The sequence below is a fragment of the Actinokineospora sp. NPDC051303 genome (genome assembly GCF_055586285.1).
Genome location: NZ_JBVJIN010000071.1, coordinates 1 through 26,799, shown reverse-complemented (window position 1 = coordinate 26,799; position 26,799 = coordinate 1). Strand labels below are relative to the sequence as shown.

27 protein-coding genes and 1 pseudogene are annotated in these 26,799 nt (G+C 69.8%); 15 read left to right on the top strand and 13 right to left on the bottom strand.

The window, feature by feature from the left end; genetic code table 11:
• The first annotated feature begins 151 nt into the window (after positions 1-151).
• Genes ACZ6SD_RS30430 through ACZ6SD_RS30420 form a run of 3 tightly spaced genes read left to right on the top strand, consistent with a single transcriptional unit; the run spans position 152 to position 3,260 of the window.
• Positions 152-1,162, top strand: coding sequence for an ABC transporter permease (locus tag ACZ6SD_RS30430; protein WP_465320460.1), 1,011 nt, complete (start codon positions 152-154; stop codon positions 1,160-1,162).
• Positions 1,159-2,217, top strand: a complete 1,059-nt coding sequence (locus tag ACZ6SD_RS30425) for an ABC transporter ATP-binding protein (protein ID WP_465320459.1) — start codon at positions 1,159-1,161, stop codon at positions 2,215-2,217. The genes ACZ6SD_RS30430 and ACZ6SD_RS30425 overlap by 4 nt, the downstream gene beginning before the upstream one ends.
• On the top strand, positions 2,214-3,260 hold the full coding sequence (locus ACZ6SD_RS30420) for an ABC transporter ATP-binding protein (protein WP_465320458.1): 1,047 nt from the start codon (positions 2,214-2,216) through the stop codon (positions 3,258-3,260). Before ACZ6SD_RS30425 ends, ACZ6SD_RS30420 begins: the two co-directional genes overlap by 4 nt.
• A gap of 442 nt (positions 3,261-3,702) precedes the next feature.
• Here ACZ6SD_RS30420 and ACZ6SD_RS30415 read toward each other — a convergent pair whose 3' ends face one another.
• The 4 genes from ACZ6SD_RS30415 to ACZ6SD_RS30400 form a co-directional block, all read right to left on the bottom strand.
• A complete protein-coding gene (locus ACZ6SD_RS30415) occupies positions 3,703-4,227 on the bottom strand; it encodes a hypothetical protein (RefSeq protein WP_465320457.1) in 525 nt (174 codons plus the stop codon).
• Entirely contained in the window at positions 4,224-4,919 is a 696-nt protein-coding gene (locus ACZ6SD_RS30410; protein WP_465320456.1) for a hypothetical protein, read from the bottom strand. The genes ACZ6SD_RS30415 and ACZ6SD_RS30410 overlap by 4 nt, the downstream gene beginning before the upstream one ends.
• Positions 4,920-5,031: 112 nt before the next feature.
• The gene (locus tag ACZ6SD_RS30405; protein ID WP_465320454.1) at positions 5,032-5,910 is read right to left on the bottom strand and encodes an N-acetylneuraminate synthase family protein; all 879 of its coding nucleotides are present in this window, start codon (positions 5,908-5,910) and stop codon (positions 5,032-5,034) included.
• Between the two features lie 52 nt (positions 5,911-5,962).
• A complete protein-coding gene (locus ACZ6SD_RS30400; protein WP_465320453.1) occupies positions 5,963-7,153 on the bottom strand; it encodes a cytidylyltransferase domain-containing protein in 1,191 nt (396 codons plus the stop codon).
• 83 nt (positions 7,154-7,236) lie between these two features.
• Between ACZ6SD_RS30400 and wzm the strand changes: the two genes are divergently transcribed.
• The 3 genes from wzm to glfT1 are packed head-to-tail and all read left to right on the top strand — an operon-like array spanning position 7,237 to position 9,874.
• Entirely contained in the window at positions 7,237-8,151 is a 915-nt protein-coding gene (gene wzm, locus ACZ6SD_RS30395) for a galactan export ABC transporter permease subunit Wzm/RfbD (RefSeq protein ID WP_465320461.1), read from the top strand.
• Positions 8,152-8,166: 15 nt separating this feature from the next.
• Positions 8,167-8,958, top strand: a complete 792-nt coding sequence (wzt, locus tag ACZ6SD_RS30390) for a galactan export ABC transporter ATP-binding subunit Wzt/RfbE (protein WP_465320452.1) — start codon at positions 8,167-8,169, stop codon at positions 8,956-8,958.
• Between the two features lie 13 nt (positions 8,959-8,971).
• Entirely contained in the window at positions 8,972-9,874 is a 903-nt protein-coding gene (gene glfT1 / locus ACZ6SD_RS30385) for a galactofuranosyltransferase GlfT1 (RefSeq protein ID WP_465320451.1), read from the top strand.
• A 10-nt stretch (positions 9,875-9,884) separates the two neighbouring features.
• Here the strand turns inward: glfT1 and ACZ6SD_RS30380 are convergent, their stop codons facing one another.
• Complete coding sequence (locus ACZ6SD_RS30380; RefSeq protein WP_465320450.1) at positions 9,885-10,391, bottom strand: DUF6817 domain-containing protein; 507 nt, start codon at positions 10,389-10,391, stop codon at positions 9,885-9,887.
• Positions 10,392-10,482: 91 nt separating this feature from the next.
• Here ACZ6SD_RS30380 and ACZ6SD_RS30375 point away from each other — a divergent pair, with 91 nt between their 5' ends.
• Complete coding sequence (locus tag ACZ6SD_RS30375) at positions 10,483-10,752, top strand: hypothetical protein (RefSeq protein ID WP_465320449.1); 270 nt, start codon at positions 10,483-10,485, stop codon at positions 10,750-10,752.
• 52 nt (positions 10,753-10,804) lie between these two features.
• On the opposite strand, the pseudogene ACZ6SD_RS30370 reads toward ACZ6SD_RS30375, so the two are convergent.
• Positions 10,805-11,212 (bottom strand): annotated as a pseudogene (locus tag ACZ6SD_RS30370) (GtrA family protein); the annotation flags it as partial.
• Positions 11,213-11,288: 76 nt separating this feature from the next.
• Here ACZ6SD_RS30370 and ACZ6SD_RS30365 point away from each other — a divergent pair.
• Both ACZ6SD_RS30365 and ACZ6SD_RS30360 read left to right on the top strand, forming a co-directional pair.
• Complete coding sequence (locus tag ACZ6SD_RS30365; RefSeq protein WP_465320448.1) at positions 11,289-12,656, top strand: FAD-binding protein; 1,368 nt, start codon at positions 11,289-11,291, stop codon at positions 12,654-12,656.
• Positions 12,653-13,408 carry a decaprenylphospho-beta-D-erythro-pentofuranosid-2-ulose 2-reductase gene (locus ACZ6SD_RS30360; RefSeq protein WP_465320447.1) on the top strand — a complete coding sequence of 252 codons (756 nt, stop codon included), beginning with the start codon at positions 12,653-12,655 and terminating at the stop codon, positions 13,406-13,408. The genes ACZ6SD_RS30365 and ACZ6SD_RS30360 overlap by 4 nt, the downstream gene beginning before the upstream one ends.
• Before the next feature lie 394 nt (positions 13,409-13,802).
• Here ACZ6SD_RS30360 and ACZ6SD_RS30355 read toward each other — a convergent pair whose 3' ends face one another.
• Positions 13,803-14,234, bottom strand: a complete 432-nt coding sequence (locus ACZ6SD_RS30355) for a hypothetical protein (protein WP_465320446.1) — start codon at positions 14,232-14,234, stop codon at positions 13,803-13,805.
• A 212-nt stretch (positions 14,235-14,446) separates the two neighbouring features.
• Here ACZ6SD_RS30355 and ACZ6SD_RS30350 point away from each other — a divergent pair, with 212 nt between their 5' ends.
• The 4 genes from ACZ6SD_RS30350 (at position 14,447) to ACZ6SD_RS30335 (ending at position 19,428) form a co-directional block, all read left to right on the top strand.
• Positions 14,447-15,319: a helix-turn-helix domain-containing protein gene (locus tag ACZ6SD_RS30350; protein ID WP_465320445.1), complete on the top strand. Its 873-nt coding sequence runs from the start codon at positions 14,447-14,449 to the stop codon at positions 15,317-15,319.
• Positions 15,320-15,325: 6 nt separating this feature from the next.
• Positions 15,326-15,562: a DUF397 domain-containing protein gene (locus ACZ6SD_RS30345; protein WP_465320444.1), complete on the top strand. Its 237-nt coding sequence runs from the start codon at positions 15,326-15,328 to the stop codon at positions 15,560-15,562.
• Between the two features lie 167 nt (positions 15,563-15,729).
• On the top strand, positions 15,730-18,816 hold the full coding sequence (locus ACZ6SD_RS30340) for an AfsR/SARP family transcriptional regulator (protein ID WP_465320443.1): 3,087 nt from the start codon (positions 15,730-15,732) through the stop codon (positions 18,814-18,816).
• Between the two features lie 39 nt (positions 18,817-18,855).
• The gene (locus tag ACZ6SD_RS30335; protein ID WP_465320442.1) at positions 18,856-19,428 is read left to right on the top strand and encodes an NlpC/P60 family protein; all 573 of its coding nucleotides are present in this window, start codon (positions 18,856-18,858) and stop codon (positions 19,426-19,428) included.
• Positions 19,429-19,433: 5 nt separating this feature from the next.
• Here the strand turns inward: ACZ6SD_RS30335 and ACZ6SD_RS30330 are convergent, their stop codons facing one another.
• From ACZ6SD_RS30330 to ACZ6SD_RS30315, 4 genes are all read right to left on the bottom strand, one after another.
• A complete protein-coding gene (locus ACZ6SD_RS30330) occupies positions 19,434-20,345 on the bottom strand; it encodes a decaprenyl-phosphate phosphoribosyltransferase (RefSeq protein ID WP_465320441.1) in 912 nt (303 codons plus the stop codon).
• A gap of 48 nt (positions 20,346-20,393) precedes the next feature.
• Positions 20,394-20,897 (bottom strand): phosphatase PAP2 family protein, encoded by a 504-nt coding sequence (locus ACZ6SD_RS30325; protein ID WP_407640508.1) that lies wholly within the window; start codon positions 20,895-20,897, stop codon positions 20,394-20,396.
• Positions 20,898-20,990: 93 nt separating this feature from the next.
• Complete coding sequence (glf, locus tag ACZ6SD_RS30320) at positions 20,991-22,205, bottom strand: UDP-galactopyranose mutase (RefSeq protein WP_465320440.1); 1,215 nt, start codon at positions 22,203-22,205, stop codon at positions 20,991-20,993.
• Between the two features lie 98 nt (positions 22,206-22,303).
• Positions 22,304-23,293 (bottom strand): LLM class flavin-dependent oxidoreductase, encoded by a 990-nt coding sequence (locus tag ACZ6SD_RS30315; protein WP_465320439.1) that lies wholly within the window; start codon positions 23,291-23,293, stop codon positions 22,304-22,306.
• An 89-nt stretch (positions 23,294-23,382) separates the two neighbouring features.
• Here ACZ6SD_RS30315 and ACZ6SD_RS30310 point away from each other — a divergent pair, with 89 nt between their 5' ends.
• Positions 23,383-24,192 carry a Cof-type HAD-IIB family hydrolase gene (locus tag ACZ6SD_RS30310; RefSeq protein WP_465320438.1) on the top strand — a complete coding sequence of 270 codons (810 nt, stop codon included), beginning with the start codon at positions 23,383-23,385 and terminating at the stop codon, positions 24,190-24,192.
• An 852-nt stretch (positions 24,193-25,044) separates the two neighbouring features.
• On the opposite strand, the gene ACZ6SD_RS30305 is transcribed toward ACZ6SD_RS30310, so the two are convergent.
• Entirely contained in the window at positions 25,045-25,782 is a 738-nt protein-coding gene (locus ACZ6SD_RS30305) for a lysophospholipid acyltransferase family protein (protein ID WP_465320437.1), read from the bottom strand.
• A complete protein-coding gene (locus ACZ6SD_RS30300; protein ID WP_465320436.1) occupies positions 25,782-26,138 on the bottom strand; it encodes a hypothetical protein in 357 nt (118 codons plus the stop codon). The genes ACZ6SD_RS30305 and ACZ6SD_RS30300 overlap by 1 nt, the downstream gene beginning before the upstream one ends.
• 256 nt (positions 26,139-26,394) lie before the next feature.
• Between ACZ6SD_RS30300 and ACZ6SD_RS30295 the strand changes: the two genes are divergently transcribed.
• Positions 26,395-26,598 carry a cold-shock protein gene (locus ACZ6SD_RS30295; protein WP_091449812.1) on the top strand — a complete coding sequence of 68 codons (204 nt, stop codon included), beginning with the start codon at positions 26,395-26,397 and terminating at the stop codon, positions 26,596-26,598.
• Positions 26,599-26,799 lie beyond the last annotated feature (201 nt).

Genomic DNA, 26,799 nt, shown 5'->3' with positions numbered 1-26,799 from the left:
GGCGGTTGCGGCGGCCACCCACCACCCCCCCCCCCCCCCCCCCCCCCCCCCCCCCCCCCCCCCCCCCCCCCCCCCCCCCCCCCCCCCCCCCCCCCCCCCCCCCCCCCCCCCCCCCCCCCCCCCCCCCCCCCCCCCCCCGATGCCGGCCACTGTGATCGCATACCTCATCCGGCGGCTGTTCGCGGCGATCGTGCTGCTGTTCGTCGTGAGCGCGGTGACGTTCTCGATTTTCTTCGTGACGCCGAAGCTGCTCGGCGCGACGCCGGAGACCCTGGCCACGCGCTATGTCGGCCGCACGAGCACACCGGACACGATCCGGGCCACGGCGGAGAAGCTGGGCTTCTACGACCCGGTCGTGGTGCAGTACTGGAACTGGGTCAAGGGAATCTTCGTCGGCGCGGACTACGACTACGGCCCGGCCGTCGAGCACTGCCCGGCCCCGTGCCTGGGATATTCCTTCCGCACCAACCAGCCCGTCTGGCCCGATCTGCTCGACCGGCTCCCGGTGACGCTGTCCCTCGCGGTCGGCGCCGCGGTGCTGTGGCTGCTCGCCGGACTGGCTGTCGGCACGCTTTCCGCGCTGCGCAAGGGAACCGTCTTCGACCGCGCGGCCATGGGCGTGTCCCTGGCAGGCGTGTCGCTGCCGATTTTCTTCACCGGCCTGCTGTCCCTTTCGATTTTCTCCTACAACCTCGGGTGGACCGCGGTCGGCGGCGCGTACACGCCGTTCTTGGAGAACCCCGGCGAGTGGGCCTACAACCTGCTGCTGCCGTGGATCACGCTCGCGCTGCTGTTCTCCGCCCAGTACGCCCGGCTGACCAGAGCCGGGATGCTGGAGACGATGAACGAGGACTTCATCCGCACCGCGCGGGCGAAGGGCCTCCCCGAACGCACTGTCGTCGTGCGCCACGGGTTGCGCGGCGCGCTGACCCCGATCCTGACGATCTTCGGCCTGGACGTGGGCTTGCTGCTCGGCGGCGCGATCCTCACCGAGAGCGCGTTTTCCTTGCAGGGCTTGGGCAAGTACGCCATCGAGGGAATCCTCAACTACGACCTGCCGAAGGTCATGGGGGTGACGATCCTGGCCGCGTTCTTCGTCGTGGTCGCGAACCTGATCGTGGACCTCCTCTACGCCGTTGTCGACCCGAGGGTGCGCAAGTGAGCCATATTCCCGAAGACAGCCTCGACGGCGGCGCCAGCGGGCCGTTCCTGCAAGTGCGGAACCTGCGGGTGCACTTCCCGACGGATGACGGCGTGGTCAAGTCCGTCGACGACCTGTCCTTCAGCGTCGAACGCGGCAAGACCCTGGGCATCGTGGGCGAATCCGGCTCCGGCAAGAGCGTGACCAGCCTGTCGATCATGGGGCTGCACAAGGCAGGCACGGCCCAGATCAGCGGCGAGATCCTGCTCGACGGCCGGAACCTGGTCGGCCGGGACCGGGAGGAAGTCCGCCTGCTGCGCGGAAAGCGCATGGCGATGATCTTCCAGGACCCGCTGTCGGCGATGCACCCGTACTACACGGTCGGCAAGCAGATCATCGAGGCGTACCGGGTGCACAACAAGGTGACCAAACAGGTCGCCCGCAAACACGCGATAGACCTGTTGGCGCGCGTGGGAATCCCGAACCCGAAGTCGCGAGTGGACGATTACCCGCACCAGTTCTCCGGCGGCATGCGACAGCGCGCGATGATCGCGATGGCCCTGTCCTGCGACCCGGAACTGCTCATCGCCGACGAGCCGACCACCGCGCTCGACGTGACCGTCCAGGCGCAGATCCTCGACCTGATCCGGGATCTGCAGCAGGAGTTCGACTCGGCGGTCGTCCTCATCACCCACGATCTGGGCGTGGTCGCCGAACTCGCCGACGACATCATGGTCATGTACGCGGGCCGGGCGGTCGAATACAGCACCGCCACCGACATCTTCAACTCCCCGCAGCACCCCTACACCTGGGGACTGCTCGGCTCCATGCCCCGCCTCGACCGCGACCGCAGCGAACGGCTCCAACCGATCAAGGGCACCCCACCGAGCCTGATCAACGTGCCGGACGGCTGCCCGTTCAACCCACGCTGCGCGTACGCGGGCCGCAACGGCGACCTCAGCTTCACCGAGCGCCCGGAGTTCCGGGACATCGGCGGCGGCCACCACATCGCCTGCCACCTGCCCGCCGAGGACCGCCACCACATCTGGGACAACGAGATCAGGCCGAAGCTGTGAGCGAGGACGCCGTGAGCACACCGAAACCGGCCGAGGAACTGCTGTCCGTCACGGGCCTGCGCAAGCACTTCCCGATCCGCCGAGGCATCCTGCAACGCCAGGTCGGCGCGGTTCAAGCCGTCGACGGTCTGACCTTCTCGGTGAACCGGGGCGAAACCCTTTCTCTCGTCGGTGAATCCGGCTGCGGAAAGACGACGACTGGGCGACTGCTCACCCGCTTGCTGGAACCGACCGCGGGCCAGATCGTCCTCGACGGGCGCGATATCAGCCATCTGTCAATGAGCGCCATGCGGCCCCTGCGGCGCGATGTTCAGATGATCTTTCAAGACCCTTACTCGTCCCTGAACCCCCGGCACACCGTCGGAACGATCGTCGGCGCCCCCTTCCGGCTGCAGAAGGTCCAACCCGAGAACGGTGTCAAACGGGCCGTGCAGGATCTGCTGGAACTGGTGGGGCTCAACCCGGAGCACTACAACCGCTATCCCCACGAGTTCTCTGGCGGCCAACGACAGCGCATCGGCATCGCCAGGACCCTCGCTCTCAAGCCGAAACTCATCGTCGCGGATGAGCCAGTGTCCGCTTTGGACGTGTCCATCCAGGCCCAGGTGGTCAACCTGTTGGAAGACCTCCAGGACGAGTTCAACCTGACCTACGTGATGATCGCCCACGACTTGTCCGTCGTCCGGCATGTGTCGGACCGGGTCGCGGTCATGTACCTGGGCAAGATCATGGAAATCGCCGATCGCACATCGCTGTATGAGCGGCCTATGCACCCGTACACGGTGGCTTTGCTTTCCGCTGTGCCCATTCCGGACACGACACGGCGTACTCGGCGGGAGCGCATTCGGTTGCAGGGGGACGTGCCCAGCCCGATCAACCCGCCTGCGGGGTGCCGGTTCCATACGCGCTGCTGGAAGGCGCAGGACGTGTGCAAGGTCGAGGAACCGCCGCTGGCGGAACTCGCTCCCGGGCATCAAGCTGCTTGCCATTTTCCGGAGAACGTCGGTGGGGTGACTGTCGATCCGGCTGGGGCTTCGGTCTGAGCGTTGTGGGCTCTTGTGGGGTGCCGGGGGGCTGGGTTGGTGGGGTTGCTCGATGGGGTGGAGTGGTTTCTTGGGGCCCCTACGAAGGAAGATCCCGTCGTGGGAAAGACGGGTGGGGAGCCTTCGGCCCCACGACCACGGCAAGTTTAGGGATCTTCCTTCTCCCCCAAAGAAACCACTCCACCCCATCGAGCACTTCGCGGGCATAGGTGCGGCTTCGTGGGGGGCAGGTTCGTTGCTGCTCGGTCCGCACCACCGAGCACTTGGCGAGCCTCGGTTCGGCCTGGTTGGGGGCGGGTTCGCTGTCTCCGCCCCCGGGTGCCTGGCAGGCAGGCCGGGGGCCCGGGGGGAGGGCGAGGGTGTGCTGTGCCCGTCCCCACCGAGCACCAGGCGAGCGCTTGGCGGGTGTTGGTGGGGTGGGGGTGCGGGCTGGGCTTTGTGGTTAGCCGGCTACGGCGTCTTCCAGGCGGGCTATGCGTTCCTCGTAGCGGGCCACCAGGCCTAGCCGGGCGCGGACTCGGGCGTGTTCCATGCGGATCTCTTCGACCAGGGAGATCACTGAGTCGAGGCCGGAGTCCAGGCCGGAGTCCAGTTCTGGGGAGTCGGTGTCCCTTGACGGGATGGGGCGGCCCGCTCGGTGTTCCAGTTCGGCCAGGCGGGATTCCAGGGCGGCTAGTTGGGGGGCCATGCGGCGCTGTTCGTTGCCCAGCCAGTCGACTGCCGCGCCTACCTCGCCCAGGCGGTGGTCTAGGGCCTCCACCCGGCCAATCAGGTCGTCTCGGACGGTGTCGCGGAGGGCGGTGAGCTCGTGGGCCAGTTCGTCGTTGCGGCGGCCCGCGTCGTGGGCGACGGGGGCGATCTGCTCGCGGGCGATGGCCTCGATGCGGGGGCGGAGCCTGCGCCACACCGGGCCGCCCACCAGGCGGGCGGTGTCGCGGAGGCGGTCCACCACTGGTCCACTCGTCATGGCAGCACCTCGATCCTTCCGATGTCGATCCAACTTCTCAACAGCGCCGCCTCGGCCGCCAGCCGGTGTTCCTCGGTCACCCGAACGGCGTCGCCCCAGGCGTGGGCGAAGGTGGTCTGGTCCGGGCGGTCGATGATGGACATGCCCGTCATGCGGACCGCGGCCTTGGGGAACAGCTCGGTGGCCAGGTACGCGGTGAGGGTGCCGGTGGTCGCCCAGACCGCGGCTCGCGGGTCGTAACCGAGCAGCTCGTTCAGGGGGACCGTGAAGTCGCGGTTGGGGACCGGGACGAAGCCCAGGTCGGCGGGCCACCAGTCCGGGATGTGCTCCGGCTCCCAGTGCAGCCTGCCCGGCTCGACCAGCAGGTACAGGCGCGACGGGTAGTCGGCGAAGGTGTGCGGGCTGGCGATGAGGCCGCGGTGCAGCACGACCACGTCGGTCCGCGAGCCGAGGGCGGCGGGGGCGTCCGGGCCGTCGACGGCGAAGCTGGTCATCCGGATGACCAGGTCGGAAGCGTCGATGGCGGCCGCGCGGTCCGGGTCGGGTGGGACGGGGGCGTTGCCGACGATGGTGACGCTTTCCGGTGGGTCCAAGGACTCCAAGGACTCCGTGCGGGCATACGCGGCGATAAGAGCGGCCAGATCAGCCCGTGACCTCGCTGACGCCGGGGTCACGGCGTTGAGGGAAATCATCGACAAGTCGGTGCCTCGGTGGACTAGGCGGGGCGGCGGACAGCGTGCGCGGGAGTGACGAACACTACATCGGCTCCATCCGGTCGGACACTTCAGCGGCCAACCGGCGCAATCACACCCGGCGCAACCGCTTGCGTGGGGTCTCCTCCCCAGGGAATACCCGCTTCACGCCGTCGCCCATGGCGGTCTCCACGATCCGGACGTCGCGGACGAGCCTGCGCAGGCCCTCCGGTTCCAGTGACGCCGCGTGGTCGGAGCCCCACATGGCGCGGTCGAGGGTGATGTGCCGCTCGACCACGCACGCGCCCAGCGCCACGGCGGCCACCGACACCTGCAGGCCGCGTTCGTGGCCGGAGTAGCCGACCGGCACCGGGAAGCGTTCCCGCAGCGTGCTGATGCCGCGCAGGTTCGACTCCTCCGGCGGGCACGGGTACGTCGAGGTCGCGTGCAGCAGGATCAGCCGCTCGGCGCCCAGCACGGCCACCGCCCGGTCGATCTCGTCCATGGTGGACATGCCGGTGGAAGCGATGATCGGGCGGCCGGTGTCACGCAGCGCTTCCAACAGGGCGACGTCGGTCAGCGACGCCGAGGCGACCTTGTGCGCGGGCACGTCGAAGCGCTCCAGGAAGTCCACGCTCGGCACGTCCCACGGGGAGGCGAACCAGGCGATGCCGCGCGCCTTGCAGTGCCGGTCGATCTCCTCGTACTCCTCGACGCCGAACTCGACCCGGTAGCGGTAGTCGAGGTAGCTCATCTCGCCCCACGGGGTCTCGCGGCGGGTGTCGCGCATGTCCGGCGGGGTGGCGATGTCGGGAGTGCGCTTCTGGAACTTGACCGCGTCGGCGCCCGCGTCCGCGGCGACGTCGATGAGCCGCTTCGCCAGGTCCAGGTCGCCGTTGTGGTTGATGCCCGCCTCGGCGACCAGGTACGCCGGGTGGCCAGGGCCCACGACCCGGTCACCCAGGACGACGGTGGGTGCGGCTGTGCTCATGTCCAGGCTCTCCAATTCAGCGTTTCTCCGCCGTGTTCGTTTCGCGGTGTCGTCACCGCCGCTTCGCGGCCAGGATCAGGTCGGCGGCCTCGCGGACCGCGCCCGCGCCGCCGGGCTTCGCCAGCACGACCCTAGCCACCGCGCAGACCTCCGGCCGGGCGTCGGCCACCGCGATGGGCCACCCTACGAGCCGCAGACAGTCGATGTCGCGCAGGTCGTTGCCCACGTACGCCACCCGGGCCGGGTCGAGGCCCCGCTCGGCGATCCAGTCGCGCAGCAGCACGGCCTTGTCCGCGACCCCGTGCGCCACCTCGACGCCGAGCTTGGCCGCGCGCGCGGCGACGACCGGGTTCACCTCGACGGACAGAATCATCACCGGCACGCCCGCCGCCCGCAGCGCGGCCACGCCCGCCCCGTCGGAGCGGCTCACGACCACGGCCTCGGTGCCGTCCTGCGCGACGATGGCCCGGTCGTCGGTGTGCACGCCGTCGAAGTCGGTGACCAGCGCGTCCACGTCGATCGGCTCCCGCTCGGCGCGGCCAGCCGCGATGCGCCGGGCCAGGTCGAGGTCGTCGGCGGTGTCGATCTCGATGGCGTCCCCCGCGGGCACCTCGACCAGCCCGATCCGGCCGAAGAACCGGTGCCCGCCCTCGCGCAGGCCCGCCGTGCGCATCGCGTAGACGGCCCCGGTCTCGCGGAACTCGGGCTCCCGGTCCTGCCTGCGCGGCCGGTAGGCGGCGGAGTGGTTGACCCCGGACGCGGAGCCGCCCGGCTCGACCCGCCACAGGAACTCGTGCACCCGGACCGCGGTGAACGCGCTGTCGCAGCCCTCGTCGCGCACCCGGGCCACCACCCCGTCGATGGTCTCGACCGCGATGAACGGCGAGGTGCACTGCACCAGCAGCACCGTCTCCGGGTCGCCGCCGTCGCGGGCGCGCAACTCGTCCAGCGCGTGCAGCACAGCCGACTCGGACGAGTTGGCGTCCCCGGACAGGTCCTCCGGCCGCCGCACGACCAGCGCGCCCGCGGCGACGGCGACGTCGGCGATCTCGGCGCTGTCGGTGCTCACCACGACCTCGTCGACCCGGCGGGCCGCCCGCACCGCGCGCACCGCGCGGGCCACCAGCGGCACCCCGCCGACCCGGGCGAGGTTCTTGGCGGGCAGCCCCTTGGAGCCGCCGCGCGCCGGAATAACGGCGACGACCTGCCCGGTTGACGAAGTGGGAGAAGTCACGGCGGCCATGCTGCCACGGGCGGCCCGGACCGCAGCCGCGCCCAGGGCAAGAGGGCAACAGGTCGCCGGTAGGCTCAACAATCGTGCAAGCAATCAGCGCGATCGACGTCCCTTCCACACCCGCGGCCCACACCGGCCGCAGCTGGGCGCGCGCGGCCCAGGACATCCGCCAAGGCATCGGCCAGCGCGAGCTGTGGGGCCACCTGGGCTGGCAGGACATCAAGCAGCGCTACCGCCGCTCGGTCATCGGCCCGCTGTGGATCACCCTCAGCATGGCGATCACCGCCGTGGGCCTGGGGCTGCTGTACTCGCAGCTGTTCGGCTCCAAAATCGGCACGTTCCTGCCGTACCTGACGGTCGGGTTCATCATCTGGGGCTTCATCGTCGGCTGCCTGACCGAGGGGTCGGACACCTTCATCTCCAACGAGGGCCTGATCAAGCACCTGCCCGCGCCGCTGACGGTGTACGCGCTGCGGACGGTGTGGCGGCTGACCCTGATGTTGCTGCACAACATGCTGGTCTACCTGGTCGTCCTGGCCATCTTCTTCAACGACCTCTCGACCCCCGGCTACACGATCTCCGGCGACGGGGGCGGCACCCCGCAACCCGGCCTGAGCTGGGCGGCGCTGCTGGCGATCCCGGCGTTCGTCCTGGTCGCGGTCAATGGAGCCTGGGTGACGCTGCTGTTCGGCATCATCAGCACCCGCTACCGCGACATCCCGCAGGTGATCGGCGCGCTGACCCAGCTGCTGTTCTTCATGACCCCGATCGTGTGGCCGACCGACGTGCTGACCAAGAAGTTCGGCGAGGGCGGCGCGGGGTGGCAGAACCTGGTGCTTGAGCTCAACCCGGTGTACCACTTCATCCAGATCCTGCGGGCGCCGCTGATCGGCAACGCGCAGAGCTGGCACCACTGGGTCGTGGTCGGCGGCATCACCGTGATCGGGTGGTCCCTGGCCTTTCTGGCCATGCGGAACTACCGTGCCCGTGTTTCCTACTGGGTCTGAGTGAGGCAGCAAGCCATGGTCAGCATCGAGGTCCGCAACGCCTCCGTCGACTTCCCCATCTTCGACGCCAAGACCCGGTCGTTGAAGAAGGCCGTCCTCGGCAAGGTCGGCGGCAAGATCGGCACCGAAGCCCGGGTCCCGGTCATCGAGGCCCTGCACGACATCACCCTGACCCTCAAGGAGGGCGACCGGGTGGCCCTCGTCGGGCACAACGGGGCGGGCAAGTCGACCCTGCTGCGGCTGCTCTCGGGCATCTACGAGCCCACCAGAGGCACCTCGGAGATCCAGGGGAAGATCGCGCCCGTGTTCGACCTCGCGGTCGGCATGGACCCGGAGATCTCCGGCCTGGAGAACATCATGATCCGCGGGCTGTTCCTGGGCATGTCCCGCAAGGAGATGGAGAAGCGGGTCGACGACATCTCCAACTTCACCGAGCTGGGCGACTACCTGCACCTGCCGCTGCGCACCTACTCCACGGGCATGCGGGTGCGGCTGGCGCTGGGCGTGGTCACCTCCATCGACCCGGAGATCCTGCTGCTGGACGAGGGCATCGGCGCGGTCGACGCGGCGTTCATGACCAAGGCCAGGGACCGCCTGGTCGACCTGGTGCGCCGGTCGGGCATGCTGGTGTTCGCCTCGCACTCCGACGACCTGCTCTTCGAGCTGTGCAACACGGCCATCTGGATGGAAGAGGGCCAGGTCAAGATGCAGGGCTCGCTGCGCGAGGTCCTCACGGCCTACAAGGGCCGTGACCCGTTCGAGCACATGAGCAAGGAAACCCTCGAAAGGCTCGGCGAAACCGGATGAGCGGCCTGATCCGATGAGCACAGCGCAGCTTCCGCCGAACTCGGTCGTGGCCGTGGTCGTCACCCGGCACCGCCGCGCGCTCCTCGCGGACTCGCTGAAGATGATCGCGGCGCAGAACCGGCCGCCGGACCACCTGATCGTGGTCGACAACGGCCCGGACGACCCGGTCCGCGACATCGTGGACAACTGCCCGCTGCCCGCGACGTACCTGGTCTCGCACCGCAACCTCGGCGGCGCGGGCGGGTTCGCGCTGGGCATGCTGCACGCGCTGGCGCTGGGCGCGGACTGGCTGTGGCTGGCCGACGACGACGGCCGCCCCGCCGACGAGAACGTCCTGGGCACCCTGCTGGAAGTCGCCCAAGCCCGGGGTCTCGCCGAGGTCTCCCCCATGGTGACCAACATCGATGAACCGGAAAAACTCGCGTTCCCGCTGCGCCGCGGCCTGACCTGGAAACGCAACGCGAACCAACTGGGCGAGGACTTCCTGCCCGGCATCGCGTCGCTGTTCAACGGAGCCCTGTTCCGCGCCGACACTCTCGACGTCGTCGGCGTCCCCGACTACCGCCTGTTCTTCCGCGGCGACGAGGTGGAGGTCCACCGGCGGCTGCTGCGCTCGGGCCTGCCGTTCGGCACCAGCCTCAAAGTCGCCTACCTGCACCCCGATGGCTCCGACGAGTTCAAGCCCATGCTCGGCGGCAAACTGCACGCGCAGGACCCGGAGAACGAGGTCAAGCGGTACTACACCTACCGCAACCGCGGATACCTGCTGTCGCAGCCGGGAATGCGCAAGATCGGGCTGCTGGAGGTGTTCCGCTTCGGCCTCTACTTCCTGGGCACGAAACGCGACCCGAAGGCTTTCCTGGAATGGCTGAAACTGGTCCGCAAGGGCCGCCGGGAACGTTTCTTCCGGCACTGAGCCGCCCGTTTCACAGCCGTTCGAGCGCTTCGGCTGCGGGCACGCTGGCGTAGGCCGACCAGGAGGACAGCAAGGCCTTGAGGTCGCCCGCGTGCCGCTTGCGCAGCTCCGGGCTCTGCGCCATCACGTCGAGCTCGTTGGCGAAGGTCAGCTCCACCAGGTCGCGCACCAACGCGGGCTCGGCGCGGGACTCGACGCCGGTGAAGCGGTCGCGCACCACCCGCGTCAGCAGGCGGGGGTAGCTGAACTCGCGGTCGAGGGCGCAGTAGGCGTACACGATCGCCTCCGCCTCGCCGCCGATCAGGTCGACCAGGACGGGCCGTTCCTCGATCGACACCAGCTGCTGCGGGAACCCTGCGGTGCCGTAGGCGGCGTGCGCGAGACCGGCGAGTTGCAGGGCGGGCCGGGCGCCCCACGCGACCAGCGCGTCCCGGGTGCGCCCGAGGTGAGCGAGCAGCGTGCCCCCCGGGTGCGCCAGCTCGGCGGCTCCCCTGGCCGCCAAGAAGTTCTCGATCATAAGCCTGAGGCTACGCGGTGTCCGCCGAAAGCGAATCCGCTATTGGTGAACTATTGTTGTGCGCCAACGGTTTTCGTGGTCGAGTGCGGCCATGAGCGATTCCCGGCAGGCCTTGATCCTGCACCTGGCCAGCGGCGGCGAGCCGCTGGTGTTCTCCCTGTCCGCCAAGAGCGCCAAGAGCCTGGCGCCGCGACTGCCGGTCCTGCTGGCCTCCGGCGGCGTCGACACCCCGGAACTGGAGGACGGCACCACCGTCGCGGTGAACTTCGCGCACGTGGTCACCGCGCACCTCGACGTCCTGCCCGCGCACGTCCGCGTCTACGGCACCCCCGACAAGGGCAAGCACGGCTTCGGCGTCTGAGCGGCCCCGTCGGTGGCGGGTGGGGAGCGCCACCGGCGGGTCTCAGTGCCGGGAAGACGACCGTGCGCAGCAGCACGAAGTTGATCGACGTGCCGACCCCCTGGGCGATCACCCAGGCCAGCGCGTACTCCCAGCGGAACTCCGGCAGCAGCGCCAGCATCAGCGCGTTCGTGCCGACGTTGACGAAGAACGTCACCGTGTACAGCAGCGCGAACCCGCCCGCCTGGCCGATGCCCCGGTCAGCGGCGTCGGCGAAGGTGAAGCGCTTGTTGAGGAAGTACGCGGTGGTCGTGCCCGCGATGAAGCTCAGCGCCTTGGCCAGGTGCACCCACAGGTCCGCCTGCAACAGCAGCCAGTAGGCCCCAGAGTCGACCAGCGCGCAGAAACCGCCGACCATGACGAAGCGCGTGAGCTGCCGCAGCAACCCGGCGCGCTGGGTGTCGTTCCGGACTTCGGTCATGTCGTCCCGTCTCCGCTTTCGCCGCTAAGGCGGGACAAGTCTAAGAGCGCCGAGACGCGCCGCTACCCTGGGTGCCGTGGAGCCAGCGAAGTTCGAGACGCGCACGCTGACCGGATGGGGTCGCACCGCGCCCTCCGCTGCCCGGGTCGCCGGTCCGAGCACCGCCGAGGACGTCATCGCCGCCGTCACGGCGGCGGGCGAGCGCGGTGTCATCGCACGCGGCCTCGGCCGGTCCTACGGCGACCCGGCGCAGAACGCGGGCGGGCTGGTCGTGGACATGACCGGGGTGAACCGCATCCACTCCATCGACGCCGACAGCGGCCTCGCCGTCCTCGACGCCGGGGTGAGCCTGGACAAGCTGATGCGCGCCGCGCTGCCGTTCGGCCTGTGGGTGCCGGTGCTCCCGGGCACCCGGCAGGTGACCATCGGCGGCGCGATCGGCTCCGACATCCACGGCAAGAACCACCACTCGGCGGGCAGCTTCGGCAACCACGTCCGCTCGATGGACCTGCTCACCGCGGACGGCCAGGTCCGCACCATCACCCCGGACGGCTCGGACGCCGACCTGTTCTGGGCGACGGTCGGCGGCATGGGCCTCACCGGAATCATCTTGCGCGCCACCGTAGCTCTCAAGCACACGGAGAGCGCCTACTTCGTCGTCGACACCGACCGCACCGCCGACTTGGACGAGACGCTGGCGCTGTTCAGCGACGGCTCCGACGACGGCTACGACTACTCGATGGCCTGGTTCGACTCCATTTCCACCGGCCCCAAGCTGGGCCGCGCGGTGTTCTCCCGCGGCTCCCTGGCCAAGGTGGACGAGCTGCCCAAGAAGCACCGGGCCAACCCGCTGCGCTTCGACGCGCCGCAACTGCTGACGTTCCCGGACGTGTTCCCCAACGGCCTGGCGAACAAGCTCACGTTCCGCGCGCTCGGCGAAGCCTGGTACCGCAAGGCGCCCAAGCGCGGCCGCGGCCAGATCCAGAACCTGACCGCGTTCTACCACCCGCTCGACCTGTTCGGGGAGTGGAACCGGGCCTACGGCTCGCACGGGTTCCTCCAGTACCAGTTCATCGTGCCGTTCAGCGCGGACGCGGAACTTCGCACGATCGTGCGGCGTATCGCTGAATCGGGGCACGTGTCGTTCCTCAACGTGCTCAAGCGGATGGGTGAGGGCAACCAGGCGCCGCTGTCGTTCCCCCAACCCGGGTGGACGATCACGGTCGACTTCCCGATCACCCCGGGCCTCACCGAGTTCTGCGCCACCCTGGACGACGCGGTGCTCGCCGCGGGCGGCAGGCTGTACCTGGCGAAGGAATCCCGCACCGCCCCGGAGACTTTCCACCGGATGTACCCGCGGCTGGACGAGTGGCGCAAGGTGCGCGACTCGGTCGACCCGCACGGACTGTTCACCTCGGACCAATCGCGAAGGCTCGGACTTTGATCAACGCAGTCGGCACCCCGCAGTCCCTGCTCCTGCTCGGCGGCACGTCCGAGATCGGGCTCGCCATCGCCGAGAACTACGCCCGCCAGCGCCCGCTGACGGTCACCCTGGCCGCGCGCCCCTCCGCCCGCCTCGACGCGGCCGCGGCGAAACTCCGCGACCTCGGCGCGACGGTCCGCACCCTGCCCTTCGACGCCCGCGACCTCGACGCGCACCCCAAGCTGATCGAGGACGCCTTCAGCGAGGGCGACATCGACGTCACCGTCGTCGCCTTCGGCCTGCTGGGCGACGCCGAACAGCTCTGGCAGGACCACACCGCGGGCGTCGAACTCGCCCAGGTGAACTTCACCGCCCCGGTCTCCCTGGGCATCGCCCTCGCCGAGCGGCTGCGCAAGCAGGGCCACGGCGCCCTGGTCGCCCTGTCCTCGGTCGCGGGCGAGCGCGTGCGCCGGTCCAACTTCGTCTACGGCGCCACCAAGGCGGGCTTCGACGGCTTCTACCTCGGCCTCGGCGAGGCCCTGCGCCCGGAGGGCATCCACGTGACGGTGGTCCGCCCCGGTTTCGTGCGCACCAAGATGACCGAGGGCATGACCGCCGCCCCCATGGCCACCACCGCCGACAAGGTGGCCGAGGTCGTCGTTGACGCCGTCCGCAAGCGCAAGGACCTGGTGTGGGCCCCGGCCCAGTGGCGGATCGTCATGTCGGTCCTGCGCCACATCCCGCGCCCCATCTTCCGCAAGCTCCCCATCTGACCACCCGCAGCTCGGACCGCGATGCCCGGGGATTGTCCCGGGAAAGGCTTTCCCGGCGGTGTGGGTTATCCACATGCCCCACACTTGTCCACAGGTTTCGCGCACCCCTTCCCTCAGGCCCCAGAGCCGATAGACTGGAGCGGGGCGGCCCCCCGGGGAGGGTGGGGTATGCCGTCCGCGTGTGATGGGGCGCTTTGTTGTCCCGGTGAGGGCGCGGGCGTCTGGTCGCGCGGGTGGGACGAGTTAGCGGCACGAGCCAGGTGTCAGCGGGGCCGTCGAAGGATTCGCCGCGACAGTGCGTGCGGGACTTCCGACCGTTGAGTGGCAGGCACGGCGTCCGACGTGGACATGCCCCGGTTTTCGCGGAGGCTCGACTCAGACGCGGCCACTGACCTCAGGTGTCGCTGGGGCGGGGGGTGGGAACGTCCGCCTCAGGGGTGTCGACGATTTTGAGGGCGCTCAGGACCCAGGTGGTGGTGGTCTGGCCCACCTGCACCGGGAAGGTGGCCTGGTGCTCGCTGTAGCACTCGTAGTGGCGGACGACGCCCACTCGGCCGTCGGGTAGTTCGACGCGGGTGCCGACGTCGGGGAGGGTGCTGGGGGGCTCGCGGTCGGCCATGCGGCCCACCAGGCGCGGGGGGTAGGTGTGGGTCGGGTCGGTTTCCGGGGCAGGCAGGGTGATGCCCTCGATGACCCTGGCGAGGGTCTTGGTCGCGCCCGCCGTCGGGTGAGGGGCGGGGTGGGCCGGGGCGGCGGGTCTGGCGGTGGTGACCGGACGCTCACCTGCCCTGAGTCGTGACGGCTCGGACGGGCAGAGAACGCTCATCGGTCACTCCAAATCGGACAGGCAGGTCGGGCGCCGATGGCGTGCGGCGCCCGGTTCGGGCTCGACTGTGCGGTGGTGGTGACAGTCGCCTACGGTTGCCGCCATGCGCCTAGGGGCGGGCGCCAGCGGAATGAGACCATAATATTCCGAATCATTCGCCCCGGGCGATCCCTCGAAGGGTGGAAACGTCCGTAACCAAGGAGTGACTCTCTGTGCCCGCCGGCCCTCCCTCCCACCGCCGTGTCCGCCTCGGCCTCGCGCTGCGCGACGCGCGCAACGCGGCCGGACCGAGGGGAATGTCGCAAGTGGACGCCGCAGAACAGGCCGGAATGAGCCAGCCCAAGTTGGCCAAGCTGGAGAATGCGCACATCGTCCGGATAAAGATGGACGATTTGAACCGGCTCATCGCGCTGTACGGCATCGATGACGCCCAAGCCGAGGAATTGCGCCGGTTCGCGCGGTCGCCGTACAGCGAAAGCGGGACCTTTGTGGAAACCTCGCCGAACGCGGCGTGGTGGCAGAAGCACGAAGAGGTCGAACGCGACGCGCGCGTCATCAACGCGGTGCACCTGCAGGCCCACGACGGCCTGCTCCAGAGCGAGGAGTACATGCGCAGGCAGTTCGAGTTAGGCGGCGCGGTCAGCGTCGAGCCGAAGATCCGGACCCGCCTCGCCCGGCAGCGCGCGATCCTCATGCAGGACTCCCCACCGGACTGCACGTTCATTCTTGATCAAGCCTGTCTGCACACCGACATGGGCGATCCGAACATGATGGCCGCGCAACTGCGGCACCTGCTCGCGCTGTCGGATCTGCCGCACATCACCATTCTCGTCAAGCCCTTCGGCGCGGCATTTCCGGCGGCCACCTACGGGTGGACTTTCCTCAAATTCGACAGTGTCCTCATGCGAGACTTCGTCAGCGTCCAGTACGAGGTTGGCGCGGCCACGATCGATGACGACGAGGCCCTGCGCCTGTTCCAGACCCGGTGGGAACAGATTCGCGGGGCCGCACTGTCCGAAGTCGACACGCGTAAGCTCATCCGTCGCGTACTGACCGACACCGTCAAGAAAGCGAAAGGGCTGTAGCGACACATGCAGAAGTACGACCCGATCACCTCCGCCGCCCGGTTCCCCGAACAGAGCTGGTTCAAGGCCACCGCGAGCGACGCCAACGGCACCGGCTGCGTCACGGTCAACATGGCACTCAAGAGCCAGGGGATCATCGGCCTGCGCGACAGCAAGCAGCCGGAGGTCGGCGCGTTCGTCTTCGACCTCGACGAGTGGGCGGGCTTCCTGCACGGCGCCAAGAACGGCGAGTTCGACCTGTGATTCACGGGCGCCGTTTCCGGCGCCCGCCGCAGACCCCTGGCGACCGGTCCCGGACCGATCGCCAGGGTGTCGAAGGGGGAACCACTTCCGGTAAGCCCCTCCGGTGTTACACAATGCGTCGGGGTCTCAATACGCGTGGTTGAGCACACCTACCTGGGGGTAAGCACGTGCGCATCCTGGTGCTGGGGCCGGTGCGAGTCCGGACGCGGGACGCCGAGGCCAATCTCGGCGGACCCGAACCGAAGGCTCTGCTCTCGGCGCTGCTGCTACAGGCACGGCAGGTCGTCCCGACCGACCGGCTGGTCGACCTGCTCTGGGACGAGTCGCCGCCGCCGTCCGCGGCCGCGTTGGTGCACGACTACGTCTCGCTGCTGCGCCGGGGGCTGGCCGAGGGCGGCTGGGCGGAGGCGCTGGCGACGCGCGCGGCCGGGTATCTCCTCGACGTCGACGCCGCCGACAGCGACCTGGAGACGTTCGAGCGGGCTCTCGCCGCGGGCAGGCTGGCCGAGCACGCCGCCGACCACGGCGCCGCCGCCGAGCAGTACAGCCGGGCGCTGGGGCTGTGGCGCGGGCCCGCGTTCTGCGGGATCGACGCCGGTTTCGCCCGTGCCCGCGCGCGGGTGCTTACCGAGGAACGGTTAAGCGCCGAGGAAGGGCTGGCGCGGTGCGGGCTCGCGCAGGGCCGCGCGGACGAGCTGTGTGCGTCGCTGCGCGCGCTGGTCGTGGCGAACCCGCTGCGCGAAGAGGCCCGCGGCCTGCTCATGCGGGCGCTGGTCGAGACCGGCAGGCAGGCCGACGCGCTGGCGGTGTACCGCGAGCTGGCCGAGCCGAGCGCGCGGCTGCGCGACCTGCACGAGGCGATCCGGTCCGGCGCGCTGGAGCGGCGGGTGCCGCGGCAGCGGGTGGAGACCACGACGGCGTTATCCGGGTTATCGGGGTTACCCGGGCCGCCGAGGGCGGTGCCGGGGAACCTGCCGCCGGACATCGGCGACTTCACCGGCCGCGCCGAGCCCCTGGCCACCGTGCTGCGCCTGGCCGAGACCACCGCGTCCGCCGAGTCCTCTGAGACCACCGAGACCGCCGCCGCGCGCACGAGCCCGCCGACCGTGGTGGTGTCCGGGTTCGGCGGATCGGGGAAGTCGGCGCTGGCCGTGCACGCCGCGCACCGGCTGCGCGCGCGCTACCCGGACGGGGCGCTGTTCGCTGACCTGCGCGGCCGCGACCGCGACCTGGGCGCCTTCGAGGTGCTGGGCCGGTTTCTCGGCGCGCTGGGCGTCGCCAGCGGCGACCTGCCCGCGACCGCGGCGGACCGGGCCGCGCTGTTCCGGCGGACGGTGGCGGGCCGCAGGCTGGTCATCGTGCTGGACAACGCGCGCAACGAGACGCAGGTGCGCCCGCTGTTACCCGACGACCCGCACTGCCTGGTGATCATCACCAGCCGGTCGCGGCTCACCGGCATCGACGGCGCCCAGCCCGTCGAACTGGACTTTCTGCGCACCGAAGCGGCCGTGGAGATGCTCGGCAGGATCGTCGGCGCCGACCGGGTGGCCGCGGCGCCCGACGCGGCGGCGCGGATCGCGACCCTGTGCGGGGGCATTCCGCTGGCCATCCGGGCGGCCGGGGCGAAACTGCTGGCCGAGCCGGACTGGCCGCTGCCCGCGCTGGCAGCGCGGCTGTCCGACGAGCGCCGCAGGCTTGACGAGCTCGCCGTCGGCGACCTGGCGGTCCGCTCCAGCCTGCTGCTCAACTACCGCGAGCTGGACGACCAGCAGCGGCGGGCGTTCCACCTGCTCAGCGTGCTCGACCTGCCCGACTTCGGCTGCTGGCTGGTCGCCCCGCTGCTCGACATCCCGCTGGAGAGCGCGGAGGACGTCGTGGAGCAGCTGGTCGACCTGCGGCTGCTGGAGGTGGCTGGCCTCGACCGCATCGGCCGGGTCCGCTACCGCCTGCACGACCTCGTGCAGCTGTTCGGGGCCGAGCACGCCGAGGTGGACGAGCCAGCGGACATGGTCGCCGCCGCGGTGTCGCGGACCCTGGCGACCTGGATGGCGCTGGTCGAGGCGGGCTCGCGCAAGCTGCCCAGGGTGACGCTGCGGCTGCGGCCGAACCTGGCCGCCAACGTCGAGGTGGACCCCCGGCTGGTCGCCGAGGTCGAGGACAACCCGACCGAGTGGCTCAAGTCGGAGACGGCGACGGTGGTGCGCGCCGTGGAGCGGGCGCACGACCTGGGCATCGACGGCATGACGACGCTGCTCATCACGACCCTGCTGTCGTCGCCGTTCGCCGCGCGCAACGAGTTCGACGGCTGGCAGCGCACCCACGAGGTCGCGTTGACCGCGGCTCGCTCGACCGGCGACCGGCAGGCCGAGGCCGTCGTCCTCGCCGGGCTGGGCCAGTTGCACTACGAGAAGGACGAGTACGCCACCGCGCTGGAGCACTTCACCGCCGCCGTCGCGCACACGGCCGCGACCGGCGACGACGCGACCCGGGCGGTGGCCTTGGTCGGGCTCGGCACGGTTCGCCGCGACCTGGCCGAGATCGCCGACGCGCGCCGCGACCTGGCCGCCGCCGTCGGCGTCGGCGCGCGGATCGGCGATGGCAGCGTGGTCGCCGCCGCCCGCTACGGCCTCGCCGCGATCAGCCGCGACCACGGCGCGATGGCCGACGCCGTGGCCGGGTTCCAGCGCTGCGTGCGGCTATACCGGGAGCTGGACGACCTGCGCGGCGAGGCGCTGGCCCTGCGCGGGCTGAGCCTGTGCCACCGGGCGTGCGACGAGCACGAGCGGGCGGCGGAGCTGAGCGAGCGGGCGGCGGCGGTGCTGTCCTCGGCGGGCGACGAGTTGGGCGAGACGTACGCGCAGCAGTCGTGGGCCAAGGCGCTGCTGCGGCTCGGCCACGGTCACGACGTCCTCACCACGCTTACCGGCTGCCTGGAGACCTGCGTGCGCCAGTGCGACCGGTTCGGGGTGGCCCTGATGACCAGGACGCTCGGCGAGGCGCACCTGGCCCTCGGCGACCGGGCCACGGCGGCGGACGTGCTCGACGCCGCGCTGCGCGGGTGGGGGGAACTGGGGCTGCCGCTGTGGCAGGCCAGGACGCTGCGCGACCTCGCGGCGGCCGACCCGGCGCGGGCTGACGCGCACTGGCGGCGGGCGACCACGCTGTTCGCCGCCTCGGCGGGGCGCGAGGCGGCCGAACTCACGGCACACACCCCGGCGTCCTGGTACGAGCACGTGCGCTCAACCCACCGATAGTGGCGGCTAACACCGCGCGTACTGGGCATCCGAGATGCCATGAAAACCACCTACGGACGCGGAAAGCGCCTGGTCCGCGCGATCCTGGCGACTCTTGTCGCCACGACAGCCCTGACCGGCGCGACCTTGTCGACAAATGACCGCCCCCATGAAGCGCGCGAAAGCACACCGGTTGATCGGGCGAAGCTGCCCGCGCGAACGGCTACCGCGGCGCCGATAACCGGCGAAGAAGTCCTCGCCCGTGCCAAACACTGGGTCGACCTCGCCGTCCCCTACGACAGCGGCGCCATCTTCGAGGGCTACCGCCAGGACTGCTCCGGCTTCGTGTCGATGGCCTGGAAAGCCGACCGCAACCACACCACCAACGACCTCGACACGGTCAGCCGCCGCATCGGCAAGGACGAGCTGCGCCCCGGTGACATCCTGCTGTGGAAGAACCCGAACTGGCCCGCCGAAGCGGGCCACGTCCGGGTCTTCGGCGGCTGGCTGGACCCGGCGCGCGACAAGCACTGGGTGTACGAGCAGAACCCGCCGCACACCGTCCGCCGCGACTACCGGTGGGCGGACACGGCCGCGCACTACCAGCCGTACCGCTACCACCACCTGGTTTAAAAGACCTACAGGTAAACCGACAGCGCCAAGCACCCGATCCAGGACGCGCCCAAGACCTGCAACACCCGGTCCTTGAGCGCGATGTCCTCTGGCTCGCCCGCGTGGCCGCCGTCGACGTCGACCGCGTAGCGCAGCACGGCGATGACGAACGGGACGATCGAGATGACCGCCCACACCGAGTTGTTGACCTCGCGGATCTCGAACGCCCACAGCGAGTAGGTGGTGATCATGATGGCGGCCGAGGTCGCCCACACGAACCGCAGGTAGCTCGACGAGTACTTCGACAGCGACGAGCGGATCTTCGCGCCGGTCTGCTCGAACAGGATGATCTCGGCGTAGCGCTTGCCGGACACCATGAACAGCGAGCCGAACGCGGTCACCAGCAGGAACCACTGCGACAGCGGGATGCCTGCGGCGACACCACCGGCGATCGAGCGCAGCAGGAAGCCGGACGCGACGATGCACAGGTCGATCACCGGCTGGTGCTTGAGCCCCAGGCAGTAGCCCAGCTGCACGGCCGCGTAGACGGTGAGCACGATGACCAGCGGCCAGCCCGCCAGCAGCCCCATCGCCAGCGACGACAGGAACAGCACCACGGCCAGGCCGTAGGCGAGCTGGACCGGCACGATCCCGGCCGCGATCGGGCGGTTGCGCTTGGTCGGGTGCTCGCGGTCGGCCGCGACGTCGATCGCGTCGTTGACCAGGTACACCGACGAGGACACCAGGCAGAACGCGGCGAACGCGATCGCGGCGTCGAGCAGCACGTCCCGCTCGAAAATCCGGTTCGCGGCGAACGGGGCCGCCAGCACCAGGACGTTCTTCACCCACTGGCGCGGCCGGGCCGTGCGGATCAGGCCGCCGACCACACTGGTGCGCCCCGACACGGCGGCGGCGGGCTTGGTGACGGTGTCACTCACCAGGGCACCTCACAAGACCAGTGGCCGCGCGCTGGGTCGATCGCTCGCTCATCGCCGCCCCCTCCGCAACCGCCTGCGCAGCACCCCGCCGAGCACCGCGCCCAGCGCGGAGCCAGCCAGGACGTCGGTCGGGTAGTGCACCCCCAGAACGAGCCGGGAGACCAGCATCGGCGGCACCAGCACCGGCACCAGGCTGCGCCCGGTCAGCCCCGAGTACAGCACCGCGGCCGCCGTCGTCGACGTCGCGTGCGACGACGGGAAGCTGAGCTTGCTGGGCGTGCCGACCAGGATCTTCACCGACGGGTCGTCCGGCCGGGGCCTGCGCACGACCCGCTTCACCGCGATCGACGCGGCGTGCGCGGCGACCACGCCGCCCGCGGCGACCAGCCAGTCCTTGCGCCGCTTGCGGTCGACGGCCGCGCCGACCAGGCCGAGGGCGAACCAGCCCGCGCTGTGCTCGCCGAACAGGGACAGCCCGTGGGCTGCCTTCACCACCGCCGGTGTGCCGATGGCGCCCTGCACCCGGCTCAGCGCGGCGGTCTCCCGCCCCACGGCGGATGCGCTGCGGTCCACAATTACCTCCTGGTCGCGGTGCTCCCCCGAGCTGAATCGGGGGAGCCGCCACGATGTTTCTCGCCTGATGTCTTACCCGTCGATGGAGCCCTCCAACGGGGCCCCTTCAGTGAGGTGCGGAGCGATCTTGTTGTCGAACACCGACAGCGCCGAGCCGATCGCCATGTGCATGTCGAGGTACTGGTAAGTGCCCAGCCGCCCGCCGAACACGACGTTCTTCGTCGCCGCCTCGGCCTTGGCGAGCTCGCGGTAAGCCGCGACCTTCGCCCGGTCCTCGGGGGTGTTGATCGGGTAGTACGGCTCGTCCTTGGCCTCGGCGAAGCGGGAGAACTCGCGGACGATGACCGTCTTGTCGGTCGGGTAGTGCTTGCGCTCCGGGTGGAAGTGCCGGAACTCGTGAATCCGGGTGAACGGGACGTCCTCGTCGTTGTAGTTCATGACGGAGGTGCCCTGGAAATCTCCGGTCGGCAGGACTTCGGTCTCGAAGTCCAGGGTGCGCCAGCCCAGCGTGCCCGCCGAGTAGTCGAAGTACCGGTCCAGCGGGCCGGTGTACACCGTCGGCGTGCCCGCCGGGATCTTGTCGCGCACGTCGAAGTAGTCGGTGTTCAGGCGGACCTCGATGTTGGGGTGCGCGGCCATCTTCTCCAGCCACGCGGTGTACCCGTCAACGGGCAGGCCCTCGTAGGTGTCGTTGAAGTACCGGTTGTTGAAGGTGTATCGGACCGGCAGCCGGGTGATGATCGACGGCGCCAGTTCCTTCGGGTCGGTCTGCCACTGCTTGGCGGTGTACCCGCGGACGAACGCCTCGTAGAGCGGGCGGCCGATCAGCGAGATCGCCTTCTCTTCGAGGTTCTGCGCCTTCTCGGTCTCGATCTCCGCGGACTGCTGCGTGATCAGCGCCCGCGCCTCGTCCGGAGTGAAGGACTTACCGAAGAACTGGTTAATCAGCGCCAGGTTCATCGGGAAGGAGTAGACCTGCCCCTGGTAACGCGCGAACACGCGGTGCTGGTAGTCGGTGAACTCGGTGAACTGGTTCACGTAGTCCCACACCCGCTGGTTGGAGGTGTGGAACAGGTGCGCGCCGTAGCGGTGCACCTCGATGCCGGTCTCGGGCTCCGGCTCCGAGTAGGCGTTGCCGCCGATGTGCGACCGCCGGTCCAGCACAAGCACACGCTTGTCCAGCTGGGTCGCGGTCCGCTCCGCGATCGTCAGGCCGAAGAATCCGGACCCGACGACGATCAGGTCGTAGCCGTCGTAGTTGTCATGGGTGTCTGCCGCCGCGCTCACGGTGCTGGAGGCTACCCGCGTCGGCCCCCGGGGTCGCCCCCGGGCGCGGGACGGCCCCGGCGCCGATCCCCCCTGCGCCGGGGCCAGGTGTCCCCCACTCACCCTTCCGGGTTTCCTCCCCTGCCTTCTCGGACGCCCAAGCCCCCCGGCCCGTTGCCTTCCGGCCCATTCGCGTTCGCCGCGGCTTGGCGGGTGGCCCAGCCGCCGAGCAGCGGAAGCACATCGGCTGCGACCTCTTCGAGCACGGTCTCGCGACCCGCGTACGGGCCGTCCGCGCGCGGCCAGTGCGTGATCACGTCGGTGAACCCGGCGTCGCGGGCGCGGCCGACGTGCTCCTGGAACGCGCCGACGCTCTCCAGCGAGTACAGCGGCGAGGCGTCCACGCTGACATAGCGGGCCACCGTCGCCGGGTCGCGCCGCTGCCCGGCCAGGATGCCGTCGAACCGCCGCGCCCGCCGCTCCACGTCGCGCCACCACTCGTCCACCGTCGTGGCCTCCCGCGAGCCGGTGGTGACCCACCCCTGCCCGTGCCGCGCGGCCACCAGCATCGCCTTGGGCCCGTTGGCCGCGACGACGAACGGCACCCGGGGCCGCTGCACGCAGCCGGGCGCGCTGCGCGCCTCGGTGGTGCGGTAGAACTCGCCGGAGTGCGTCGTCCTCGGCTGGATCAGCAGCGAGTCGGTCAGCCGCACGAACTCGTCAAACCGGGCGGCCACCTGGTCGGGACTGATTTCCGCGTCCCCCATGACCATCCGGTCGTACCCGCCCGCGCCGCTCGCCCCGGACCCCAGCCCGAGCAGGAACCGCCCGTCGGAGATGTCGTCCAAAGCCAGGATCTGCCGGGCGAAGGGCGCCGGGTGCCGAAAATGCGGGGTCGCGACCAGCGTCCCGAGCCGAATCCGCGACGTGACCATGGCCGCGGCCGTCAACGTGGTGATCGAGTCGAACCACGGACCGTCGACCAGGGTTCTCCACCCCAGGTGGTCATAGGTCCAGGCGTGGTCGAAGCCGTATTCCTCGGCCCCCCGCCAACAGGGCTCCGCGGCCCACCACCGATGCTCGGGAAGGATCACAATGCCAACGCGCACCAGGCGAACCTATCGCTCAGAGCCCACGATTCAGCCCGAGGTAACCAAGCCCACCCTGGACAGCCGCCCACGTCGGGGAGGATAAGACGGTGGACAACCCCCGCCTCGTGGCTTCCGACGTCGACGGCACCCTGCTCGACCCACTGGACCGCGTCTCCCCCCGCACCCTGGACACCATCACCAGGGTCCGCGCGGCCGGGGCGCCGTTCGTGCTGGTCAGCGGCAGGCCCCCGCGCTGGATTCCCCCGGTCGCGGCCCTCGCGGGCCTGGAGGGCTACGCGGTCTGCGCCAACGGCGCCATCGTCTACGACATCACCTCCGACGAAGTCCTCTCCGCACACGCGCTCAACCCGATCCTCCTGCACGACGTCATTCACACTCTGGAGACGGTCCTACCGGGCATCCGGGTTGCCACCGAACGCGCCGAAGTCGGCACGGACCTCGGCGTCGCCGCTTTCGCCTCCGAACCCGGGTACAGCAACCCGTGGGGGGACGTGGAGAACAACGTGCGACCCCGGGCCGAAGTGCTCGGGCATCCGGCGAGCAAGCTGCTGGTCCGGCATCAGGGCATGACCAGCCATGAGATCGCCTTGGCCGCTACTGAGCTGTTGGGGGACGCCGTCGACGTCACCTACTCGACTGACCGTGGACTGATCGAGGTCTCGGCGCCGGGGGTGACCAAGGCGACTGGGCTGGCTGAGGTGGCGGGGCTGCTGGGGGTTCCGCAGGCTGCGGTGATCGCGTTTGGGGACATGCCCAATGACATCGAGATGCTGCGGTGGGCTGGGCATGGGGTGGCTATGGCTAACGCGCATCCGGCTGTGAAGGCTGCGGCGGATGAGGTGACTGCCAAGAACTCTGAGGATGGGGTGGCTCGGGTGCTGGAGCGGTGGTTCTGACTTTCTCGCTTCGGGGGGTTGCTCGATGGGGTGGAGTGGTTTCTTCGGGGCCCCTACGAAGGAAGATCGCCCGTGTGAAAGAGGGTGGGAAGCCTCCGGCCTCACACGCGCGCAGCCAGCTTAGCGATCTTCCTTCACCCCCGAAGAAACCACTCCACCCCATCGAGCACCTGGCAGCTTTGGGTTTCTGCTGGTAGGAGCGTGGGTTCGCTGTCGCCGCTCCCATCGGGCACCTGGCAGGACCGGGTGCGGCTAGCAGGAACGCGGGTTCTCTGTTTGGCCCACCGGGCAACTGGCAGGGACGGGCCCGGCTAGCAGGAACGCAGGTTCGCTGTTGGCCCATCGGGCACCTGGCAGGGTTGGGGTGCGGGTGGCAGGAGCCTGGGTTCGCTGGTCTGTTTCTCACCGGGCACCTGGCAACTTTGGGTGCGGGTGGCAGAAACGTGGGTTCGCTGGCCCGCTCCCACGGGCACCTGACCGGTCAGGCTTGGCTGGGTGGGCTGTTCCACTCCCACCGGCACCAGCCCGCTCCCACCGGCACCGGCAGGTCGGGCACAGCCCGGCACACAAGCGGTCGCCGCTCCACCACGACAAGCATTAGGCGGGCTCGGGCTCGGCTGGCAGGCGCACAAATCACCCCACGCCCTCAACCGATCTTCAATTCGCCGCCCACACCCCCACACAACAAACCCCACCCACCCTGGGGGCCGGGCCCTGCTCCATCCTATCGTCGCAGGTCAGCGCGGTAAAGAGGGTGCGCTAGGCCTGTGGATAACTCGCGATCATGAAGGGCCCGGGGGAGCTCAGCGCGGCTTGCGGGGTTGGGCCGGTGGGCGCGCTGAGCTTCCGGGGCTACTCCGGTTTGCGCTTGTCTAGTTCGGCGGCTTCTTCGGGGGTGGGGGCGGTGCCGCCCAGGTGGGTGGGCATCCACCAGGAGTCCTTGCTGTCCTTGGGGGACTCCGGGTAGTCCTTCTGGACTCGGTCCAGTAGGGCCGTCATTCGGATTCGCAGGTCTCGGGTGACCTCGTCCAAGTCGTCGTCTTGGGAGACGGTGAAGGACTCCCCGGCGAGGATCGAGATGGGGATGTGGCGTTGGGTGAGGTCCTTGGGCCTGCCCTTGGTCCACAGCCGCTGGGTGCCCCACAGCGCCATCGGCACGATCGGGACACCGGCTTCCGCCGCCAGGCGGGCAGCGCCGGTTTTGATGTCCTTGACGGTGAAGGAGCGGCTGATGGTGGCCTCGGGGAAGACGCCGACCACCTCGCCTGCGCGGAGTTTGTCCAGGGCTTCCTGGTAGGACGCCTGGCCTGCGGCGCGGTCGACCGAGATGTGGTGCATGCCGCGCATCAGGGGGCCTGCGATCTTGTTCGCGAAGATCTCCTGCTTGGCCATGAACCGCACCAGGCGCTTGGCCGGTTGTGCGCCAAGGCCGCAGAAGATGAAGTCCAGGTAGCTGACGTGGTTGCAGGCGATCACAGCGCCGCCGGTGGCGGGGATGTGTTCGGTGCCCTGGACGTCGAGGCGGTAGTCCATGACGCGGAACAGGGTTTTGGCCGCCAGGACGACTGGCGGGTAGACGAACTCGGCCACTAGCCGCTCACGCTCTTGGCGGCGTGCTGGCGCATGGCGATGGGGGCGCCCGCGAGGTCTTCCTCGTTACAGAGGAGCTTGACGTCGTAGTACGGGGAACCTTCGCCGTCGTCGTAGTCGAGGTGGATGGCGATCACGTCCACCGGTTCGCCGAGCCACTCCTGGGTCCTGCGCAGCCAGGACGCGGCGCGTTCCAGAGCTGTGGGGAGATCGTCGTCGCGGAACTCGACTGGGCGGTAGGGCACGCCCTGAACCTGGTCTCCCCGGTGCGCGGGGCGGGGCAGGTCGACGGAGACTCCGGCTTCGTCGAGGTTCAACGCGATGGTCTCGGATTTGTCACTGGCGAGCTCGCTCACTCTGAAAGAGTCTCCCAGCAGGCAGGCCGCCGCAACCCCCCGGGTCGTGGAACGTCACACGTGCGAGGGCCCGCAGGTGTGTGGTTGACTGTAAACGGTCGTGAATTTTCTTGAGTACGTGTTAGATCACGCTCGCAAGAGATCGTTGCGGGCGCGCGGTTTTCCTCCAGGTCAAGCCGGAGAAGTCGCCGTCTGAAACCGACCAGGGCCTGCGCATCCGCGCAGTGTCCAAGCGGTACCTGTTGAGGAGATAGACGTGGCACAGGGCACAGTGAAGTGGTTCAACTCCGAGAAGGGCTTCGGCTTCATCCAGCCGGACGACGGCGGCGCCGACGTCTTCGTGCACTACTCGGAGATCCAGGGCTCGGGCTTCAAGAGCCTGGACGAGAACCAGCGCGTGGAGTTCGAGATCGGCCAGGGCCAGAAGGGCCCGCAGGCCACCGGCGTCCGCGCCGTCTGATCTGACTGAGAGCTTCACAACCGCGGGGGGGGGGGGGGGGGGGGGGGGGGGGGGGGGGGGGGGGGGGGGGGGTGGCGGGGGGGGGGGGGGGGGGGGGGGGGGGGGGGGGGGGGGGGGGGTGTGGGTGGTGGGGGGGGGGGGGTGGGGGTGGGGGGGGTGGGGGGTGTAGGTTACGGGCGTAGCGACTAGGACCATACACCT

Bases quoted from the DNA above. Each gene is read 5' to 3' on its own strand.
- ACZ6SD_RS30345 (WP_465320444.1), top strand. From the start codon at position 15,326: ATGCAGAAGTACGACCCGATCACCTCCGCCGCCCGGTTCCCCGAACAG.
- ACZ6SD_RS30415 (WP_465320457.1), bottom strand. From the start codon at position 4,227: ATGACGAGTGGACCAGTGGTGGACCGCCTCCGCGACACCGCCCGCCTG.
- ACZ6SD_RS30335 (WP_465320442.1), top strand. From the start codon at position 18,856: ATGAAAACCACCTACGGACGCGGAAAGCGCCTGGTCCGCGCGATCCTG.
- ACZ6SD_RS30355 (WP_465320446.1), bottom strand. From the start codon at position 14,234: ATGAGCGTTCTCTGCCCGTCCGAGCCGTCACGACTCAGGGCAGGTGAG.
- ACZ6SD_RS30400 (WP_465320453.1), bottom strand. From the start codon at position 7,153: ATGGCCGCCGTGACTTCTCCCACTTCGTCAACCGGGCAGGTCGTCGCC.
- ACZ6SD_RS30405 (WP_465320454.1), bottom strand. From the start codon at position 5,910: ATGAGCACAGCCGCACCCACCGTCGTCCTGGGTGACCGGGTCGTGGGC.
- ACZ6SD_RS30380 (WP_465320450.1), bottom strand. From the start codon at position 10,391: ATGATCGAGAACTTCTTGGCGGCCAGGGGAGCCGCCGAGCTGGCGCAC.
- glfT1 (WP_465320451.1), top strand. From the start codon at position 8,972: ATGAGCACAGCGCAGCTTCCGCCGAACTCGGTCGTGGCCGTGGTCGTC.
- wzt (WP_465320452.1), top strand. From the start codon at position 8,167: ATGGTCAGCATCGAGGTCCGCAACGCCTCCGTCGACTTCCCCATCTTC.
- ACZ6SD_RS30410 (WP_465320456.1), bottom strand. From the start codon at position 4,919: ATGATTTCCCTCAACGCCGTGACCCCGGCGTCAGCGAGGTCACGGGCT.
- ACZ6SD_RS30375 (WP_465320449.1), top strand. From the start codon at position 10,483: ATGAGCGATTCCCGGCAGGCCTTGATCCTGCACCTGGCCAGCGGCGGC.